We start from the raw sequence: 19,688 nt of genomic DNA, 5'->3' as shown, positions 1-19,688 counted from the left end.
AGGAAGAGTAAAAAAGAGTTAATCAGTAAGCAGCCCGATATTTTCCTTCCTCTTTATCTTCCAACATATTGAGATAAGAGGTATAACGGGATTCGCTGATGAGGTGCTCTTCCACTGCTTTGCGTACGGCACATCCCGGTTCATGACGATGTGTACAGTTGCCATATTTGCAGTCGGCGGAGGTTTTGAATATTTCGGGAAAATAATGTCCGATCTCTTCTTCTTCCATATCGAATGTGCCGAAGCCCTTGATACCCGGAGTATCGATGATATAGCCATCTCCTTCCACAGGGAACATTTCGGAGAAAGTAGTAGTATGCATTCCTTTGTTGTGGTAAGAAGAAATTTCGCCGGTCTTGGCTGCTATGCCCGGCAGTATGGAATTGATAAGAGTCGATTTGCCGACTCCCGAATGTCCGGAAAATAAAGTAATCTTGCCTTCCAGTGCTTTTTTGATTTCAGCCACTCCAGTGCCGTTCTTTGCGGAAACTTTGAAGCAAGGGTAGCCGATTTGTGTGTATAAGTTGATAAGTGCGTCCAGATAGCGGAGCTCATCTTCGTCGTAAGCATCTACCTTATTAAATACCAGTTTGACAGGGACGCGATAGGCCTCTGCGGATGCAAGAAAGCGATCAATAAAAATAGTGGAAGTTTCCGGATAATTGATGGTTACCACCAGCATACACTGGTCGAGATTGGCAGCAAGGATATGAGATTGTTTGGAAAGATTGGATGAACGGCGGATGATGTAGTTCTTTCTATCTTCTATTTCACTGATAAAAGCAGTGCCTTCCTGATTAAGTATAATCCGGACACGATCACCCACTGCAACAGGATTAGTACTGCGAATCCCTTTCAATCGGAAATTCCCTTTGATTTTACATTCAATAGATTGTCCGTCATCGGTTTTCACCTGATACCAACTACCCGTGTTTTTGATTACTAATCCTTTCATATAAATTATAAATTAAAAATGAAGAATGAAGAATTCAGGCTGTGTTTCAACTGAATAATACAGCATTATAATTCCTCATTCTTCATTCTTAATTCTTCATTATTTTTTAGACGGTCATAATTTCTTTATCCTTTTCAGCCAGCATATCATCGATTTGTTTGATATACTTATCATGGATTTTTTGCAGTTTGGCTTCCGCATTCTTCTGCTCGTCTTCTGCCAATCCGTCTTTTACGGCCTTTTTCAGTGCGTCGATGCCGTCACGACGCGCGTTGCGTACGCTTACTTTAGCCGTTTCGCCTTCTCCTTTACACTGTTTTGCCAGTTGTTTACGGCGTTCTTCCGTCAGGGGAGGGATACCGATACGGATCATTTCTCCATTGTTTTCGGGCATGATACCGAGGTCAGAGTCGATAATTGCTTTTTCGATGACACGGAACATGCTTTTATCCCAAGGCTTGATCACGATACTGCGGGCGTCCGGAGTAGTAATTGCTGCTACATTGCTGATAGGTACCATACTTCCGTAAGAATCTACGCGGATACCATCTAATAAGCGTGCACTCGCTTTTCCGGCGCGGATATGTGCCAGTGCTTCTTCCAGATACATGATGGCCATATCCATCTTTTCTTGTGCATTGTCAAGGCAAGTCTTTACGTCTACCATATTTTTTGAGATTTAAAATTGCATTTTGATTGATTAAGTAGCAAAAGTATATTATTTTTTGTTCATCTGCAACAGCATACCCATCTTTTTTATGAGTGACTTGCCAATGATAATCAGGGTAACGGCGGTGATAATCATTAAAATACCCATCATTAAGCGGGGAGTCAGTTTTTCGTGAAACAGGAGAACACCGAAGAATAAAGCTGTCACTGGTTCCAGAGCACCCAATATTGCTGTTGGTGTAGAGCCTATATAATGAATGGCCAGTGCGGTACAGACCAGTGATACGGCAGTTGGCAGGATGGCGAGTGATAATACATCGGCCCAGAGCCAGGCAGACGGTATTACTTGCAGTTCCGTACAGAAATTTAAACGGACGATATAAACCGATAGTCCGAATAAAATGGCATAGAAGGTAAGTTTCGTGGTCGGCAGGTTTTTCAATGTCGAACGGTTTACACCTACTATATATATAGCATAAGAGAGAGAAGACAACAGAACAAAGATAATTCCCAAAGTCGATAGCGGTTTGTTGCCGTCTCCCTGATAGAGCAAGGCAATGCCTGAAAGTGCCAGCAGGATGGAGAAAACGGTAATGGCGGAAATCTTTTCCTTGAAGAATATTCCCATAATGACAGCTACCATCACCGGATAAACAAACAGAATCGTTGAAGCAATTCCGGCATCCATATAATTATAGCTCATAAACAAAAGCAGTGATGAAAAAGAGAATAACAGCCCCATAATGACTAAGGGCAAAACGTCTGCCTTATGAAGTGCAAAAGACTGATGCTGCATTTTCATCAGAATACCCAATACGATTGTCGCAAAGAAGTACCGGTAGAATAAAACGGTATCGACACTCATTCCGGCTGCATAGAGCGGAAGTGCAAAAAGAGGATTCATACCGTAGCTCGCAGCGGCAATCGCTCCATAGATAAAACCTTTGGTTTTGTTAGTCATTGTTTTGCTTTTTTTAATGGCGTGCAAAAGTACGCAGTTCACCAATGATAAACAAGTGTTTAGGCGGTTGATAGTATAATTTAATCTTTCGTATGCTAAAAACTATTTCTTGGTAAAGAGATAACTAATCTTGTTTATGCATAAAATTAATCGTCTGACTATAGTCGAACTTGCGTCTGACTACTGTTAAACTTGCGTCTGACTATAGTTGAACTTTCGTCTGACTATAGTCAGACGAAAAAGAATTAACCGTCAGATGATTAATTTTATTCGGTAGGGAGATTAGTTATACGCCTCCCGAGTAATAGTCTGCAGGCAATAGGCAATCAGGTTTTTGAATAAACACTTGCATATATCTTGGATTTTCCCGAATATTGCATCTGAATTATCGAAAAACACAGATGACCAAAGTTAAATTTCTTGTTGTTTATTGCCTGTTCATATCGGGACTTTGTTGCATGGCAAATGTGACGAAGGATATCAATATGCGCTTTAAGGATGTAAGGCAGGGACTTTCTCATCAAACGGTCAATTGTTTCTATCAGGATGAATTCGGATTTTTGTGGATCGGCACTCAAGACGGGCTGAATCGATTTGACGGACGTAAGTTTGAAGTATTTAAGCCGGATAACGCTAATCCTTATTCCATCAATATCAATAATATCAGGCAGGTTTGCGGAAATAAAGCCGGATTGCTCTTTATCCGTAGTTTGCAGAGCGTGACTCTTTATGATATGCGTTTGAATCGTTTTAGGGTGTTGCGTGAAGGAGAAGTTGCGGGAATCTGTTATGCGCACGATGCATTATGGATAGCTACCGGAAAAGAAATCTACCGTTATCGCAACCTCGACCAGGCGCCCGAGTTATTCTTTTCATTTCCTTCGGATGAGGAGGATGTATTGATGAACAGTCTCATGGTTCGTCAGAATCAGACAGTGGTGGTGGGTACTTCTTCGAAAGGTGTATACTGCATCGACCAGTCTGCACATATCACCCGGCGTATGGATGTGGGAGCTGTCAATTCAATAACAGAAGATAGAAACGGGAGTATCTGGATAGCTACCAGAAACAGAGGGCTCATACGGTTGGATGAAGATGGAACACTTACTCATTTCAAGCATAATAAGGTAGCTGAAAATACGATTAACCATAATAATGTGCGTCATGTGACGCAAGCTAATGATAGTCTCCTGTATATCGGAACCTATGCCGGTTTGCAGACTTTAAACCTGTTTACCGGAGAGTTTACAGATTATGAATATGACTTGAATGTGGAGGCGGCCGATATACGTTCCATTATTTCGATGCATTACGACACTTCGGGGACTTTATGGTTGGGGACTTTCTATCAGGGAATCCAATATTATAATGTAGCGAATGATGCTTTCCATTTTTACCGCTCGTCTACGGCTGTTGGCGGTCATTTGAATTCTTATATTATCAGTTCCATTGCCGAAGACCGTTCCGGTCGGATCTGGTTTGCAAGTGAAGGAAGCGGGTTGAACTATTATGATAAACATACCAAACGCTTTTCCCCTTTAAAAAAGGTCTATTCTCAGGAGCTTTCTTTTAAGATAGTGAAGTCTCTTTATTATGAGAGAGAGCCGGATTATCTTTGGGTAGCTTCTCTTTATCAGGGAATCAACCGGATTAATCTGTCGACCGGACATATAGAATCTATCCCGGAAAACATCTATACTCCGGAAGGAAAAACAGTTGTTGACAGAGCCTATAATCTGGTGAAAATGATAGAGTTTGCCGGTCACGATTCTTTATTGATAGCTGCCAAGGGAGGATTGCTTGTGTTGGATAAGAAACACCTTCGACTTCATCATTTCGAACACCCTTCGTTGGCTGCCAAACATCTGTCGCAGGTTTGGGATATGACGTTTGACAAAGACGGGGATTTATGGCTGACTACCTCTTTTGATCTGATACGAGTCAACCTCAAAGCGGGCACTGCCCATAGTTATCCTTTCTCCCAAATAGCGCAGAGCACAGCGCAGCATCACATCAACCACATTTTATGTGATAAGAAAGGACGTATATGGCTGGGATCGACAGGCTCGGGAATTTATCTATTTGATAAGAAAACAGATTCTTTTGTGGGATACGGAGCGAAACAGGGATTGGAAAATGGATTTATAACCGGATTGGTGGAGAGTCCTTTGGATGGTTCTATCTATGTGGCAACCAATGGTGGTTTCTCTAAATTCAACCTGGCAACGACTACATTCGAGAACTATAACAGACAGAGTGATTTTCCCTTGAATAATGTAAATGATGGAGGGCTGTATATTGCGTCCGACCACGATATTTACGTGTGTGGTCTGGCGGGTATTGTCTCTATCGCCCAGGAAAAGCTGAACAAACAGTCTGTTGACTATGATGTGTTTGTAAAACGGGTGCTTGTGGATAATACGGAAATACAACCGCTTGATTCGTTGGGGCTTATCAAAGAAACCGTATTGTATGAACATCGGTTAGTATTGCCGCCCAGATATTCTTCCGTCACTTTTGAGATAGCAAGTAACACCCTGAATAATATTTCTAATATCGGTCTGGAATATAAACTTGAAGGCTTTGACAACGAATATATGAAGGCGGGCGATAATACGATGATTACCTATACCAATCTTCATCCGGGGCATTATACTTTCCATGTCCGTGGCGACCAGGTGGGCGTTCACGGTCGGGAAGCACCTTCCGTTAGTTTTGAGCTGATAGTGGAGGCTCCGGTTTATCAGCGGGCATGGTTTATTTTGCTGATGGTGCTGGCAGCTATCCTTATTGCCGGCTATATTATCCGTATGTTCTGGATACGAAAAACCTTGCGGCACTCTTTATTGGCCGAGAAACGGGAAAAAGAGTATATCGAAAGTGTGAACCAGTCCAAACTGCGTTTCTTTACCAATGTATCGCATGAATTCCGTACTCCGTTAACGCTTATATCCAGCCAGCTCGAAATGCTCCTGATGCATAAGGACATTATTCCTGAAGTATATAATAAGATTCTGGATATTTATAAAAATTCCCGCCGGATGAATAACCTCGTGGATGAAGTCATTGATATCCGTAAGCAGGATCAGGGATACTTGAAACTAAAGATTTCTAAAGAGAATATTGTGGCGGTGATAGAGGAAATTTGTGGCTCTTTCTATAGTTATGCCCAACTGAATAAGATAGATCTCCGCTTTTCTTCCACTCTGAAAGAAGCTGATTTGTATATTGACAAAACACAGATAGAGAAAGTATTCTATAATTTATTGTCCAACGCTTTTAAGTATACGAAGCCTGGTGACTGGATTTCTGTTGAGCTGTCAGCGGAAGGAGATAATGACATTGTGATTTCAGTCAACAACCTGGGGGTAGGCATTGATAAATCCAAGATCAAACATGTATTTGAACGGTTTTGGCAGGATGATTCGGCAACAACCACACGAACTGTCAAAGGATCGGGCATTGGATTGGCGATGGCGAAAGGAATTGTAGAGTTGCATCAGGGAACCATCGGAGTGGAAAGCGAACTGAATGGAGTTACCTCTTTTACCGTTACTCTCCACCGGGATGCGAATATGAATATGGAAGCCTCTTCCTCCGCAGACGAGCACGTTGCCGAACATTATATAATAGAGCCTCAAGAAATCTCGGAAATGGTGAAGCCGGATAAAACGGTGAAAATACTGATTGTAGAAGATAACCCGGAAATGCGTAAAGTATTGACGCAGATTTTTGAACAGATATATGAGGTATATACGGCTGCCGATGGGCAGGAAGGATTGGAACGGGCTTCTTCGCTCCAACCGCAGATGATTGTAAGTGACATCATGATGCCTGTTATGTCCGGACTGGAAATGTGCGAGAAGTTGAAAAGTAATTTGCAGACCAGCCATATACCTGTTGTCTTGCTGACAGCCCGCAACCGGGAAGAACATACTTTGGAAGGCTTGCAGACAGGTGCGGATGATTATATCTCCAAACCTTTTAATATCAAGATATTGGTAGCCCGGTGCAACAATATCATTCAGACTCGTAAACTACTTCAACAACGGTTTGTTCGAAACGACGAACCTAAAGTGGAAGACCTTCCGTTTAATCCGATCGATAAAAAGATGTTGATGGATGCTACGGCGATTGTGGAATCTTATATTGATAACCCAGACTTTGACGTAGCTACTTTTGCACGAGAAATGTGTATGAGCAGAACGTTGCTTTTCACCAAATTGAAAGCATTGACCGGACAGACCCCGAATGACTTTATTTTATCTTTGAGACTGAAAAAAGCAACAGAAAAATTGCGGAATGACCCCAATGCCCTGATTGCTGATATAGCATTTGATTACGGTTTTTCTAATCCAAGTTATTTTATCCGGTGTTTTAAAAATGCTTATGATATTACTCCGGCTGCTTATAGACGGAAATATGCAAACTATTAATTTATAGTGTTTTATATACTTTCTGCCTGACGAGATTTGTACTATTTGAACTTTTATACGGACGATTCTATTATTCGAAATCATTAATAATTGGGATTTTTGCGCTGTAATCATTCAAATTATTACATAGTATGAAAAACATCGTAATTAAATGGGCTGTGTTCCTGACAGCCTTTCTTATCTCTTTAGAGGTTAGTGCTCAAAACGTCAGAGTTTCTGGAGTGGTGACAGACGCACTTGGACCGATCCCCGGAGTTAATATCATGGAGGAGGGGACTACTAACGGTACAGTGACGGATGTAAATGGAAAATATTCAATCAGTGTCTCGGCTAAATCTACCCTTGTTTTTTCTTGTATAGGATATAAGGAACAAAAAATACGTGTCGGTACGAAAACGGTACTGAATGTGAATATGGTGGAAGAGTCGAAAATGCTCGATGAATTGGTGGTTGTCGGTTATGGAGTTCAGCGTAAGAGTGATGTGGCCACTTCGGTTGCTTCGGTCAAAGCGGATGAAATGAAAACATTTCCCGCCGGAAATGTGGCTGACATGTTACGTGGACGTGCCGCAGGTGTGAATGTAACGAGTAGTTCCGGACGACCGGGATCGACTCCTTCGATTACCATTCGTGGTTCCCGTTCTATCAGTGCAGACAATGCACCTTTATATATTATAGATGGTTCTCCTTCCAATGCAACAGAGTTCAGTACGTTGAGTGCGGATGATATTGAATCGGTTGAAATCCTGAAAGATGCTGCGTCACAGGCTATTTATGGTGCACGCGCCAGTGACGGTGTGGTACTGGTGACTACCAAACGTGGTAAAGCCGGAAAAGTGGAAGTCAACTATAATGGTTATCTGGGTATTCAATCTCTCTGGAGAAATTTCGATTTCTACTCTCCCGAAGAATATATGCAGCTTCGTCGTGAAGCAAAGGCGCATGATAAAGGAATAATTGATGCGCGTGAGATTTCTATAGCCGAAGCGTTGGAAGACGAGGTGATGCAGCGGGTATGGGCCAGTGGAAAGTTTATCGACTGGGAAAAAGAAATGTTCAGAAATGCAATCTATCATAATCATGACGTCAGTGTACGTGGAGGAACAGAAAAAATCAAAGTATCGGCAGGTGCCAACTACTTTGACCAACAAGGAATGGTGGTTACCGGATCGGGGTATCAGAAGTTTTCTTTAAGACTGAATCTGGACTTTGAAATAGCCAAATGGATTAGTTTCGGTATCAATTCTTCTTATGCGATGACAAAACAAGATCGTGAGGATGGTAACTTTAATGATTTTATTACCAGTTCTCCATTGGCGGAGATATATGATGCGGATGGCAAGTATACAAAATATATCAACTCGGAAGGAAATTATAATCCTTTGTACCGTGCCGAACATTATGGACGTGAAGTAACCCGTGATAATTACCGCCTGAACTTTTTTATGGATGTGAAACCTTTCAAGGGATTCAATTATCGTCTGAATACTTCTGTTTATAATCAGACGTCTGAAGACGGTTCTTATAAAGATTCCCAATATCCGGGAGGCGGAGGAACGGCCGTTCTTGACGAATCGCGTACACAGAACTGGCTGGTTGAGAATATTGTGACCTATAAAGTGCCTATCCGCAACAAGAAACACCAGTTGACATTGACCGGCGTTCAGTCTGTCGACCATAATGGTTCGAAGTCTGTCGGGTACTCGGTTGAGAATCTTCCGGTGGATAAAGACTGGAACTTCATTTCTCAAGGTGAGTTTACAGGCAAGCCTCGTCGTCAGTTTAATGAAAATAACTTGGTGTCTTTCATGGCTCGGGCGCAATATTCGCTTTTAGATCGTTATTTGTTGAACGTGGCTATCCGCCGTGACGGTTCCAGCCGTTTCGGAAAAGAAAATAAATGGGGAACTTTCCCGTCGGCAGCTTTTGCCTGGCGTGTCAATCAGGAGAGTTTCCTAAGAGATGTGTCGTGGATTGATAACCTGAAACTGCGTGTGAGTTATGGTATTGTAGGTAATCAGAACGGTATCGGCAATTATACTACTTTGGGACTGGCTGATAATAAAGGATATGAGTTTGGAAATGTTTTTCAAATGGGATATTTGCCGGGCAAGGAACTGTCTAATCCAAACCTGAAATGGGAACAGTCTGCAACAGCTAACTTTGGTGTTGATTTTAGTTTCTTCAATGGGCGTCTGAATGGTACGGTTGAGTATTATAATACTCATACGAAGGATTTGTTGGTGAAACGTTCCCTGAATGCGTCACTCGGATATACTACCATGCTAGATAATCTGGGAAAGACGAAATCCAGTGGTATTGATCTTTCTTTAAATGGTGACGTGGTACGTACAAAGGAGTTTACCTGGACACTCGGAACTAATTTCAGCATGTATAAGAATGAAATTGTCCGTATTGACGATACTCTCGATGAGAACGGGAAACCGGCAAGTCAGGTAGCCCAGGGGTGGATTATCGGAGAACCGATCAATGTATACTATGATTATCTGATAGATGGAATTTTTCAGTATGATGATTTTGATATCACTCGTGATGGTACAGGAAATCTGGTCTATACACTGAAAAACACCTATGATAGTGATAATGACGGTGTGGCCGACAGTCCGATTAATTACGGTGGCGCTATTGAACCGGGAATGGTCAAGGTGCGTGATAACAACGGGGATGGAAAGATTACAGCTGATGACAGGGTACCTATCCGTAAAGATCCGAAGTTTACACTCTCCCTTTCTTCTACATGGAACTGGAAAGGATTTGACCTGTTCATGGACTGGTATGGAGTTTCCGGCAGAAAGATTAAGAACGGTTATTTGTACGAGTATAATTCCGGTGGTTCTTTACGTGGAAAATTGAATGGGGTGAAGGTGGATTATTGGACTCCGTTCAATCCTTCGAACAAATTCCCACGTCCTTCTTATAGTGCGGACCCTGCATATTTGAGTGCCATTGCCATTCAGGATGCTTCTTATATCCGTTTACGCACCTTACAACTGGGATATACTTTCCCCACCCGACTATTGAAGAATACTCCGATTCATAAATTACGATTGTATGCAACTGCTACTAACTTGCTGACATTTACGGAGTTTAAATCTTATAGTCCCGAACTGACTCCAGGGTCTTATCCGGAGTCCAGACAATATGTGTTTGGTGTCAATGTTTCATTCTAAAATAAAGAATCCTTATGAAAAAGTTAATATATACAGCCTTTGTCATTTGCGGAATGTTGACCGCTTCCTGCTCGGATTTATTAAATCTGGAATCAAAAACAGACGTGACGAATAATTATCTGTTCACTACTCCCGAAGGATTGAATACTGCCGTTACAGGATTGTATTCCCTGGCACGTGAATTACCGGGTGGAGCGGATAATAACGAATCTAATCTGTACATCGTTACCATGTGTGACTTTAATACGGATATTGCCATACTTAGAGCAGGTGTTTCTACCTCAATCGGACGTTTGAATACAAGTTTTACTCCAAGTACTGGAGATGTCAATAAGTTCTGGAAACATCACTATGGGATTATCGGAAAAGCAAATGAAATTATTGTAGCGGCAGAAGCCTTGGGACTGGATGACAGCGATGTATTGCACGCATGGAGTGAAGCGAAATTCTTCAGAGGACGGAGCTATTTTGAACTTTGGAAACGCTTTGACCGCCTTTATCTGAACGTCACTCCAACCACTGTCGATAATCTGAAACGGGAGTATAAACCGGCTTCTCATGAAGAACTGATGACATTGATGACGACTGACTTGGATGATGCGATGAAAGGTCTGGACTGGTCGCTTCCTCAAAATAACGGAAATGTATTGTATGGACGGGTAACGAAAGCGACTGCCAAACATGTCCGTGCACAGGTTGCCATGTGGGAATCGGATTGGGATACAGCCATTGAGGAATGTGAAGACATCTTTAAACAGGAGGGCATTTACTCAATGGAAAAGAAGGCCGAGAATGTGTTTAATAGCGCAGATTTGAAATCCCCGGAAGTGTTGTGGAGTTTCCAATATTCACAAAACTTGGGTGGAGGAGGTTCCGGAACTCCGGTTGCCGGACATCGTATCTCTATTCAGACTACTACCCGAATCAATAAAATTGCAGGTTGTATCAATACGGCCGATCAGGGTGGATATGGTTGGGGACGTATTTATCCGAATACCTATTTATTGAGTTTGTATGATCAGGCTAAAGATACACGATACAATGAATTGTTTGTACACCGTTTCAAATACAATGAACCTACTTCTCCTAAATATGGCGAATTGATTCCCCTTGCGAAAAGTTCCAGTTATTGTGAGACGTTACATTTCATGTCGAAAAAATACTTTGACCAGTGGACTATGGCCGATAATCCGGACCGGACAACGGGATTCAAGGATTTGATTGTCTATCGACTGGCTGAAACTTACTTAATGGCGGCAGAAGCGTATATGCGCCGTGACGGAGGAATGAGCACGGATGCTCTGCGCTGCTACAATAAAACATGGGAACGTGCCGGGAATGACAAATTTGCGGGACCTCTAACGCAAGATATTCTTTTGGATGAATATGCCCGTGAACTGAACTTCGAGGGAGTCCGTTGGCCTTTACTAAAACGTTTGGGGCTTTTGGGTGAAAGGGTGAAAGCGCATTATGGCGAGACAAAAGCTGAAAATCCTTATTTAGATAAAGATTATGCGGAATGTCGTACCAGTTTTGTAGTTGGAAAGCACGAATGTTGGCCTATCCCACAGGAGCAGATTGACTTGATGGGGAAAGAGAATTTTCCGCAGAATGAGAATTGGTATTAAGCGATTGATTATCTGTAAAACATGAATGAGTATGAAAAGAATAATATATCTGTTATTGATTTTAAATCTGGGGCTGTTTTCCTGTGTCGATGATGCGTCGGTACGTGTGATGCCTGAATTTAATTGTAAAGATACAAAAGTAAACCTGGCAAAAGCGGCGGGTTCTTCCGTTACATCGCTATTATATACTAATGTCGGTCAGGTTGTTGCTCAATATCAAGCGGAGTGGCTTTCTGTAGATGTAAACGCTAAAAGTGTAATATACACTGCCTTGACGCAGAATGACGGTGAGGATGCAAGGAGTACTGTCGTGAAACTGACTTGCGGTTCATATACAGTGGAAGTGACGGTTACACAGGATTCCAAAGAACCGGACCTTTCTTTGAAGGTAGGACAAAGTGTAGATGATGGTATCGGTATGATTTTCTGGGTGGATCCTTCGGACAAGATGGTAGGAAAAGCTGTATCTGTAAAACGTCAGGGAGGAAATCCTTTTGAGGCCTCTGTGATGTCTCATAATGCGCTTTCTACAGTGAATGGATATGCCAATACGGCTTTGTTTACTGCTCCTGCTGCAAATGATGCAGTGGCATACTGTCAGTCGTTGGGTGAGGGATGGTATCTGCCTGCACGTGATGAGTTATGGGAGTTGTTTGATGTTTACAACGGTATTGGACATGCTGACCCGGATTTTGCTTCGGTTGTACCTGATAAGTTGACGGAAGTTGAAAAAGCGGCACGTGCGGCATTTGATAAGATGTTGACTGATTTACAAGGGGATGTGATAAACGAGGCTGCTGGTTCGGGCAATGGGGAAAGCTATTGGTCGAGTACGGAAAATGCAGCAGGGGATAAGGCTTATTGGGTACGTTTCGGAAAGTCTGGTGCTGATGCAGGAAATAAAACAGCTACCAACCGTTTTGTGAGATGTATGCGCACAATTGGTGATTATACTTATCCTGAAGAGCCGGCAACTCTGACGGTGGCTCCCAATCCTGTGACATTGGAAGGTGCTAACGAAGCGGAAGCAAATGTTACGTTGACATCCAATAAGAGTGTATTCAGTGTAGTGTTGGCAGATGATTCCTGGCTTTCATATACTATTTCAGGCACAACAGTTACGTTCAAGGCAAAATCAAAAAATACCACTGGTAATATTCGTATGACAATTGCTACAATAACAGCCGGTACTGGCGCAGCCGCAAAAGCAGTGGAGGTAACGGTGAATCAAAATGTAGCTGCCGAGGGAGACGCTTCCCTCGAATTGAGTACCAATGCGGTGACTATTACTCCTGATGCGGTAGCAAAATCAGAGGTAATTACAATGATTTCTGATGAGACGGAATTTGCAATAAATATCACTGATGAATCTTGGGTGAAAGCGTATGTTGATGTAACAAGTAAAACTCTTTATTTTTGGACTTTATCTCCCAATCTGAATAGTTCTAGCCGGGTAACGACTGCTACGGTAATAGCCGGAAATGGAGCGAATGCACCTAAACAAGAGGTCACGATTACACAGAGAGGACTTTTAAGTTCCGAGTTTGCGGTGGGACAGGTAATTGCGGATAATGGATCGTTAAAAGGAGGCATTGTATTCTGGGTAGATGGAACTAATCGTGGTAAAGCTAAAATCATGTCGTTGGACAGAGAGAATTTGGCATGGTCTACAGCAGACTCTCCGGCTTCTACCGGAGTGACTTTATCTAATGATAACGGTTTGGCAAATACTACTGCCATGGCAGCATTGCCGAATGCAGCGGAAATGCCTGCTCTTAAATATTGCATGGATAAAGGTTCCGGATGGTATTGGCCTACAAGATCGGATCTGGAACAGATGTTTGAAACCTATAATGGGACTAAAGTAGCAGATGCGACGGAGGATAATCCGAATGCGATTACTGATTTTGAGAAAGCAAATCGTGCGGCATGGGATCTGATAGTTACTAATGTAGGAGGAACTGCTATGAATACGGCAGCGGCTTCTTCTACCGGAGATTCTTATTGGGCTAGTCGTGAAACGTCAAGTGGTACAAATGCATTTTATGTACGTTTTGGAAAACCGCTTGCTTGGGATAAAGCAAATGGGAAAAAGTCTGGGGCAAGATATATTCGCGCAGTCCGTTCAATCTCGAAATAATGGTATTAGGTATGTATAAGGTATATAGAAAAATAATCTTAGCCTGCTTGTTATTGATTGTTGCCAGCACGGTCTGCGGTCAGCGTGTGACGCAAACGATCAACGATGGTTGGAAGTTCTCCCTCTTTGAGGGAGACGCGTCCACTGCTGACTTTGATGTGTCCGGTTGGACTGACGTTTCCATTCCTCATACTTGGAATTCAAAAGATGCAGAAGATGAAATCCCCGGTTATTTCCGGGGAAAAGGCTGGTACAGGAAAGCCGTGACAGTGGAGGAACTGATTGCAGGTCAAAGAGTTTATCTTTGTTTTGAAGGAGCCAATCAGGAGACAAATGTATTTGTGAATGGAAAGTTGGTAGGGAATCATAAAGGTGGTTATTCTGCTTTTACGTTTGATGTGACTGACTATGTTCATACCGGACGCAATTTGGTGGCAGTGAGTGTTGACAACTCTTATAATCCGGATATTGCTCCTCTTTCGGCGGATTTCACTTTCTTCGGCGGACTTTATCGGGATGTTTATCTGGTGTATACTTCGCCCGTGCAACTGTCTACCACTCATTATGCTTCCAGTGGAGTATATCTCAAAACTGTTGGGATAACAGATGCTCAAGCAGAAGTGTGTGCAAAAACATTCTTGTCCAATGCTTTGAAAAGTAATCAGGCATTGATTCTTGAAACGGAGATTTTGGATGCAGACGGTAATAGAGTGGCACTTTCCGCAAAGAAAGTGAATGTGAAGGCAGGGGAGAAGAATGTAGCCTTTGAAGCGTTGATGACTATTGCGCAACCCAAACGGTGGGATGTTGATTCTCCTTATTTATATAAGGTGTATAGCCGTTTGAAGAATAAAAAGGGAGAAGTTCTCGATTGCGTTGTTAATCCGCTGGGAATCCGTGAATATCATTTTGATGCGGAGAAAGGTTTTTTCCTGAACGGGAAATATCGGAAATTGATTGGTACCAGCCGGCATCAGGATTACAAAGGAATGGGGAATGCCTTGCGGGATGAAATGCATATCCGGGATATACAGTTGAGTAAGGATATGGGAAGTAATTTCCTGCGAGTGGCTCATTATCCGCAAGATCCGGTTGTGATGCAGATGTGTGATAAGTTGGGGCTGTTGACTTCGGTTGAAATTCCGATTGTAAATGCCATTACTCAAAGTAGGGCGTTTATGGACAACTGTGTGGAACAGGCTACGGAAATGGTTTGTCAGAACTATAATTATCCGTCTGTCATCATTTGGGCTTACATGAATGAAGTGCTTTTGCGTCCTCCCTTTAATCCTGACAACAAGAAAGAACGGGCGGAATATATGAAGTTTCTTCATCAAATAGCTTCGGCTGTTGAGGCGCAGATCAGAAGTCTGGACTCGGAACGCTATACCATGTTGCCTTGTCATTCTGCTTCCCAAATCTATCAGGAAGCAGGGATTACTGAATTGCCGATGTTATTGGGATTTAATCTTTATAATGGATGGTATGGTGGTAATTTGGGCGGATTTGAAGAGAAACTGGAAGAACTTCACAAGGAGTTTCCTCATAAACCGTTGCTTATTACCGAATATGGGGCGGATGTAGATACTCGTATTCACTCTTTTTCGCCGGTGCGGTTTGATTTTAGTTGTGAGTTCGGCTCTGTCTATCATGAACATTATTTGCCTGAAATTCTAAAAAGGGATTATATCGTGGGGGCTATGGTCTGGAATTTGAATGATTTTTATTCCGAAGCCAGAAGAAATGCTATGCCTCATGTGAACAATAAAGGGTTGGTAAGTACGGATAGAGAACGTAAGGACGGATATTATCTTTATCAGGCTTATCTGAAAGAGTCACCTGTCCTGCATATTGCTTCTAAATCTTGGAAGAATAGGGCAGGAGCCAGTCGGGATGGAAAGAGTTGTACGCAACCGCTGAAAGTTTATACTAACGCGGATAAGGTGGAGGTCTTTTTGAATGGAAAATGTTTGGGAGTATATCCGGTAGCAGATAAGGTGGTTTCCGTGGACATTCCTTTTGTAAACGGAAAGAATGTGGTGGATGCTGTGATTGAAAAGGAGGGACGTGAATATCGTGACCAGTATGTTTGTGATTTTAAATGTGTCAATGTGAAGAATGGCTTTACGGAAATCAATGTATTACTGGGTGCTCGACGCTATTTTGAGGACCGGATAGCAGAGATGTGCTGGATACCCGAACAGGCTTATGCAGAAGGTTCATGGGGATATATTGGTGGGGAAGTGGCTCCGAACAAAACTCGTTATGGCTCTTTGCCTGCTAGCGATACAGATATACTGGGGACGGATCAGGATCCTGTCTTCCAGACACAGCGAGTAGGTATTGAAGCTTTTAAGGCAGATGTACCGGATGGTGTTTATGCTGTATATTTATATTGGACAGAACTTACTTCTGAAAATAAAAGAGAGGCTTTGGTGTATAATTTAGGAAATGATGTGGTGAGGGAGGACTATATTAACCGGGTATTTTCTGTGGATATAAATGGAGTATCTGTTGCCAAGCAACTGAATATTGCAGAAGAATACGGTTCCGAACGTGCGGTTATTAAGAAATATATTGTTCCGGTTTCACAAGGAAAGGGGCTTGTTGTTCGTTTTGGAGCGGTGGAGTCTGTGCCCATTTTAAATGCAATACGAATCGTAAAAGAATATTAGATGATGAAAAATAGTATAGTTATATTGTTTTTACTGCTGTTATCCCAGTTTGGTTATGCCCAGGGACGTACATTTAAGGTCACTGCCCGTCCGTGGGTGAAAGGACAGAAAAATCTGCCTTGGAAAGAGTATGATACCCGTACTATTGCTCAATTGGATGGGTTCAAACCTACTGGTAAAGTACGTGTGAATAAGTATGGAAGTGATTTGGATGCTTCCAGGCATCGGGCTACAGGATTTTTCAGGGTAGAACGTATCGGAGATCGATGGTGGATGATTGATCCCGATGGGTATCGGCATTTGCAGAAAGTGGTGGTAGGAGTACGTTTAGGTACTTCCGAACGCAATAAACAAGCAATGCTGGACAAATTCGGTACGGAGGAAAAATGGATCGAAGGAACGGCACGGATGATTCATTCGCTGGGTTTTTCCGGGACCGGCTCCTGGAGTAATGAAGAAGCTATTGCCTCTTACAATGCCTCTCATAAGGAGGTACTGACTCGCTCAATCATTCTGAACCTGATGAGTGGATATGGGAAGAAACGCGGAGGAACTTATCAGTTACCTGGTAATACGGGATATCCTAATCAGTGTATTTTCGTTTTTGACCCGGAGTTCGAAACCTATTGCGATGAGATGGCACAAAAACTGGTCGCAAATAAAACGGATAAAAATATCATCGGCTATTTTTCGGATAATGAACTGCCGTTCGGGCCGAAGAATCTGGAGGGGTATCTGACTTTGAAGAATCCCAATGATCCGGGAAGATTGTATGCAGAATCCTGGTTGAAACAGCAGGGTATTACTTTGCAACAAATTACGGACGAACATCGGGAAGAGTTTGCGGGAGTAGTAGCGGAACGATACTACAAAGTGGTGTCGGAAGCGATTCGGAAGTATGATCCCAATCACCTTTATTTAGGTAGTCGTCTACATGGAAAACCTAAGTTTGTCCGCCAGATTGTGGAAGCGGCAGGCAGGTATTGTGATGTCGTTGCTATTAACTACTATGGTGCATGGACACCGAATGAGAAGACCATGAAGCATTGGGGCGAATGGGCTCAAAAACCTTTCATCATCACGGAATTTTATACGAAAGGAATGGATTCAGGGCTGGCAAACACAACAGGGGCAGGTTTCACCGTTCAAACCCAGCAGGAACGTGGATATGCCTACCAGCATTTTGTTTTAGGATTATTGGAAAGTGGGAATTGTGTCGGATGGCATTGGTTCCGTTATCAGGATAATGATCCGACGGCAAAAGGGGTAGATCCTTCGAATCTGGACTCTAACAAGGGACTGGTAGATAATGAATACAATTTTTATAAACCGTTGGCTGATGCTATGAAAGAATTGAATATCAACGCTTATCGTTTGGCTGACTGGTTCGACCAACAATCAACTAATAATAAATAAAATACATACCATGAAAAAACTATTTATATTGGGAACTTTTCTGTTTATAAGTTCTATTCCTATGGTGTCTTGTACGGATGATGATGATAAAGATCCTAATTTTATGCCTCCTGACATAGTGATGGGAGGGGGAGATGTAGAGTCGGAATATCCGGAGGATTTGCCTGCTCCCGGAGCTTCTGTGATGTATACTCCGTCATTAAATGCCAATATGTATCGCCCTATCAGTGTTAAGTATTCCAGTGCTTATCCGCCTATATCTAGTTGGAAAACAGAGAATACACGTATTATTGCGTATATGGACGGGTATAAGCCGGCTATTAAAACGTTGAAAGCGTATCAGGAGTCGGTTAATAAATACGGAAGTTCGACTACACTTCCGAAACAGGCGGCTACGGGAAGATTTTATACGAAGAAAATAGACGGACGTTGGTGGTTGGTTGATCCGGAAGGTTGTCTGCATCTGGAACGTAGTGCGACTTCTTTGCGTAAGGGAACTTCCAGTCGTAATAAAACGGCCTGGAATAGCAGGTTTGGAACTGACGAAAAATGGTTGTCTACTACTCAACGTGAATTGAGTGAGATCGGCTTTCACGGTACAGGTGCTTTCTGCACAGGAACTTATTCACTGATTCAGACTCATAATGCTTCCAATCCGAGCAGTCCGTTAACTTTGGCGCCTTCATTTGCTTTTTTAAGCCAGTTCAAGAGTGCGAAGTCTTATAATTATCCCGGAGGAAGCGATGATAACGCGGCAGGTCTTGTGTTTTATAATGGATGGACTGAATGGTGTGAATCATATTTGGCAGGTAGTGCTTTCGCAGATTATTTGCGGGATCCTAATGTGCTAGGTTTCTTTTCTGATAATGAGATAAACTTCTCTTCAAACAGTTCCCGGATTTTGGATCGTTTTCTGGCTATCAGTAACTCAAGTGATCCGGCTTATGTTGCGGCGAAAGCTTTTATGGATTCTAAAGGTACGCAAAGTGTGACGGATGACTTGAATAATGAGTTTGCCGGGATTGTAGCAGAGAAATATTATAAAGCAGTGAAAGAGGCAGTGAAGAAAGTAGATGATAAGTTGCTTTATCTGGGAACTAGATTACATGGAACTCCTAAATATATGGAAGGAGTAGTGAGAGCTGCCGGAAAATATTGTGATGTTATTTCTATCAACTATTATAGTCGTTGGAGTCCTGAACTGACAACAGCGATTGCTGATTGGGCTAATTGGGCGGACAAACCGTTTCTTGTAAGTGAGTTTTATACGAAAGGGGTGGAGGACTCTGATCTGAATAACCAGTCGGGAGCCGGATATTCTGTCCCTACACAATACGAGAGAGCTTATGCTTATCAGCATTTTACATTAGGATTGCTTGAAGCTAAGAATTGTATCGGATGGCATTGGTTCAAATATCAGGATGATGATGGTACGGATAATTCGTCGAAACCTGCTAATAAAGGTCTTTATGATAATTCTTATCAACTCTTTCCTTATTTATCTTTCTTTGCCCGCGAATTGAATTTTAATGCGTATGATTTGATTCAGTATTTTGATAAATAGGTGTTTGTTTCTATATAATATTTGAGAGGAAAAACAAAGTGCGAATTTTACAG

Annotated in this window: 10 protein-coding genes; 7 read left to right on the top strand and 3 right to left on the bottom strand. The window is 42.4% G+C overall.

The genetic code is table 11. The features are described 5' to 3' along the window. Positions 1–22: 22 nt before the first annotated feature. The 3 genes from rsgA to HMPREF0106_RS04175 all read right to left on the bottom strand — a co-directional run bounded on the left by rsgA (position 23) and on the right by HMPREF0106_RS04175 (position 2,585). The gene (gene rsgA / locus HMPREF0106_RS04165) at positions 23–955 is read right to left on the bottom strand and encodes a ribosome small subunit-dependent GTPase A (RefSeq protein WP_008650069.1); all 933 of its coding nucleotides are present in this window, start codon (positions 953–955) and stop codon (positions 23–25) included. Between the two features lie 106 nt (positions 956–1,061). Next, a complete protein-coding gene (frr, locus tag HMPREF0106_RS04170; RefSeq protein ID WP_004299198.1) occupies positions 1,062–1,622 on the bottom strand; it encodes a ribosome recycling factor in 561 nt (186 codons plus the stop codon). A gap of 51 nt (positions 1,623–1,673) precedes the next feature. Continuing rightward, positions 1,674–2,585: an EamA family transporter gene (locus tag HMPREF0106_RS04175; protein WP_004299199.1), complete on the bottom strand. Its 912-nt coding sequence runs from the start codon at positions 2,583–2,585 to the stop codon at positions 1,674–1,676. Between the two features lie 401 nt (positions 2,586–2,986). On the opposite strand from HMPREF0106_RS04175, the gene HMPREF0106_RS04180 reads away from it, so the two are divergent. From HMPREF0106_RS04180 to HMPREF0106_RS04210, 7 genes are all read left to right on the top strand, one after another. After that, entirely contained in the window at positions 2,987–7,021 is a 4,035-nt protein-coding gene (locus HMPREF0106_RS04180) for a response regulator (protein ID WP_009040886.1), read from the top strand. 131 nt (positions 7,022–7,152) lie between these two features. Further along, entirely contained in the window at positions 7,153–10,212 is a 3,060-nt protein-coding gene (locus HMPREF0106_RS04185) for a SusC/RagA family TonB-linked outer membrane protein (RefSeq protein ID WP_009040885.1), read from the top strand. A 14-nt stretch (positions 10,213–10,226) separates the two neighbouring features. Next, positions 10,227–11,840, top strand: coding sequence for a RagB/SusD family nutrient uptake outer membrane protein (locus tag HMPREF0106_RS04190; RefSeq protein ID WP_009040884.1), 1,614 nt, complete (start codon positions 10,227–10,229; stop codon positions 11,838–11,840). Positions 11,841–11,865: 25 nt separating this feature from the next. Continuing rightward, positions 11,866–13,980, top strand: a complete 2,115-nt coding sequence (locus HMPREF0106_RS04195) for a BACON domain-containing protein (protein ID WP_050427895.1) — start codon at positions 11,866–11,868, stop codon at positions 13,978–13,980. Positions 13,981–13,991: 11 nt separating this feature from the next. Next, the gene (locus tag HMPREF0106_RS04200) at positions 13,992–16,655 is read left to right on the top strand and encodes a glycoside hydrolase family 2 TIM barrel-domain containing protein (protein WP_032851608.1); all 2,664 of its coding nucleotides are present in this window, start codon (positions 13,992–13,994) and stop codon (positions 16,653–16,655) included. Between the two features lie 3 nt (positions 16,656–16,658). After that, on the top strand, positions 16,659–18,071 hold the full coding sequence (locus tag HMPREF0106_RS04205; protein WP_032851607.1) for a hypothetical protein: 1,413 nt from the start codon (positions 16,659–16,661) through the stop codon (positions 18,069–18,071). Positions 18,072–18,081: 10 nt separating this feature from the next. Continuing rightward, positions 18,082–19,635, top strand: coding sequence for a hypothetical protein (locus HMPREF0106_RS04210; RefSeq protein WP_009040880.1), 1,554 nt, complete (start codon positions 18,082–18,084; stop codon positions 19,633–19,635). Positions 19,636–19,688 lie beyond the last annotated feature (53 nt).

The sequence above is a fragment of the Bacteroides sp. D22 genome, from assembly GCF_000163675.1.
Classification (GTDB): Bacteria; Bacteroidota; Bacteroidia; order Bacteroidales; family Bacteroidaceae; genus Bacteroides; species Bacteroides xylanisolvens.
The sequence above is the reverse complement of the archived record's forward strand: the minus strand, read 5'-3'. Positions and strand labels throughout refer to the sequence as shown.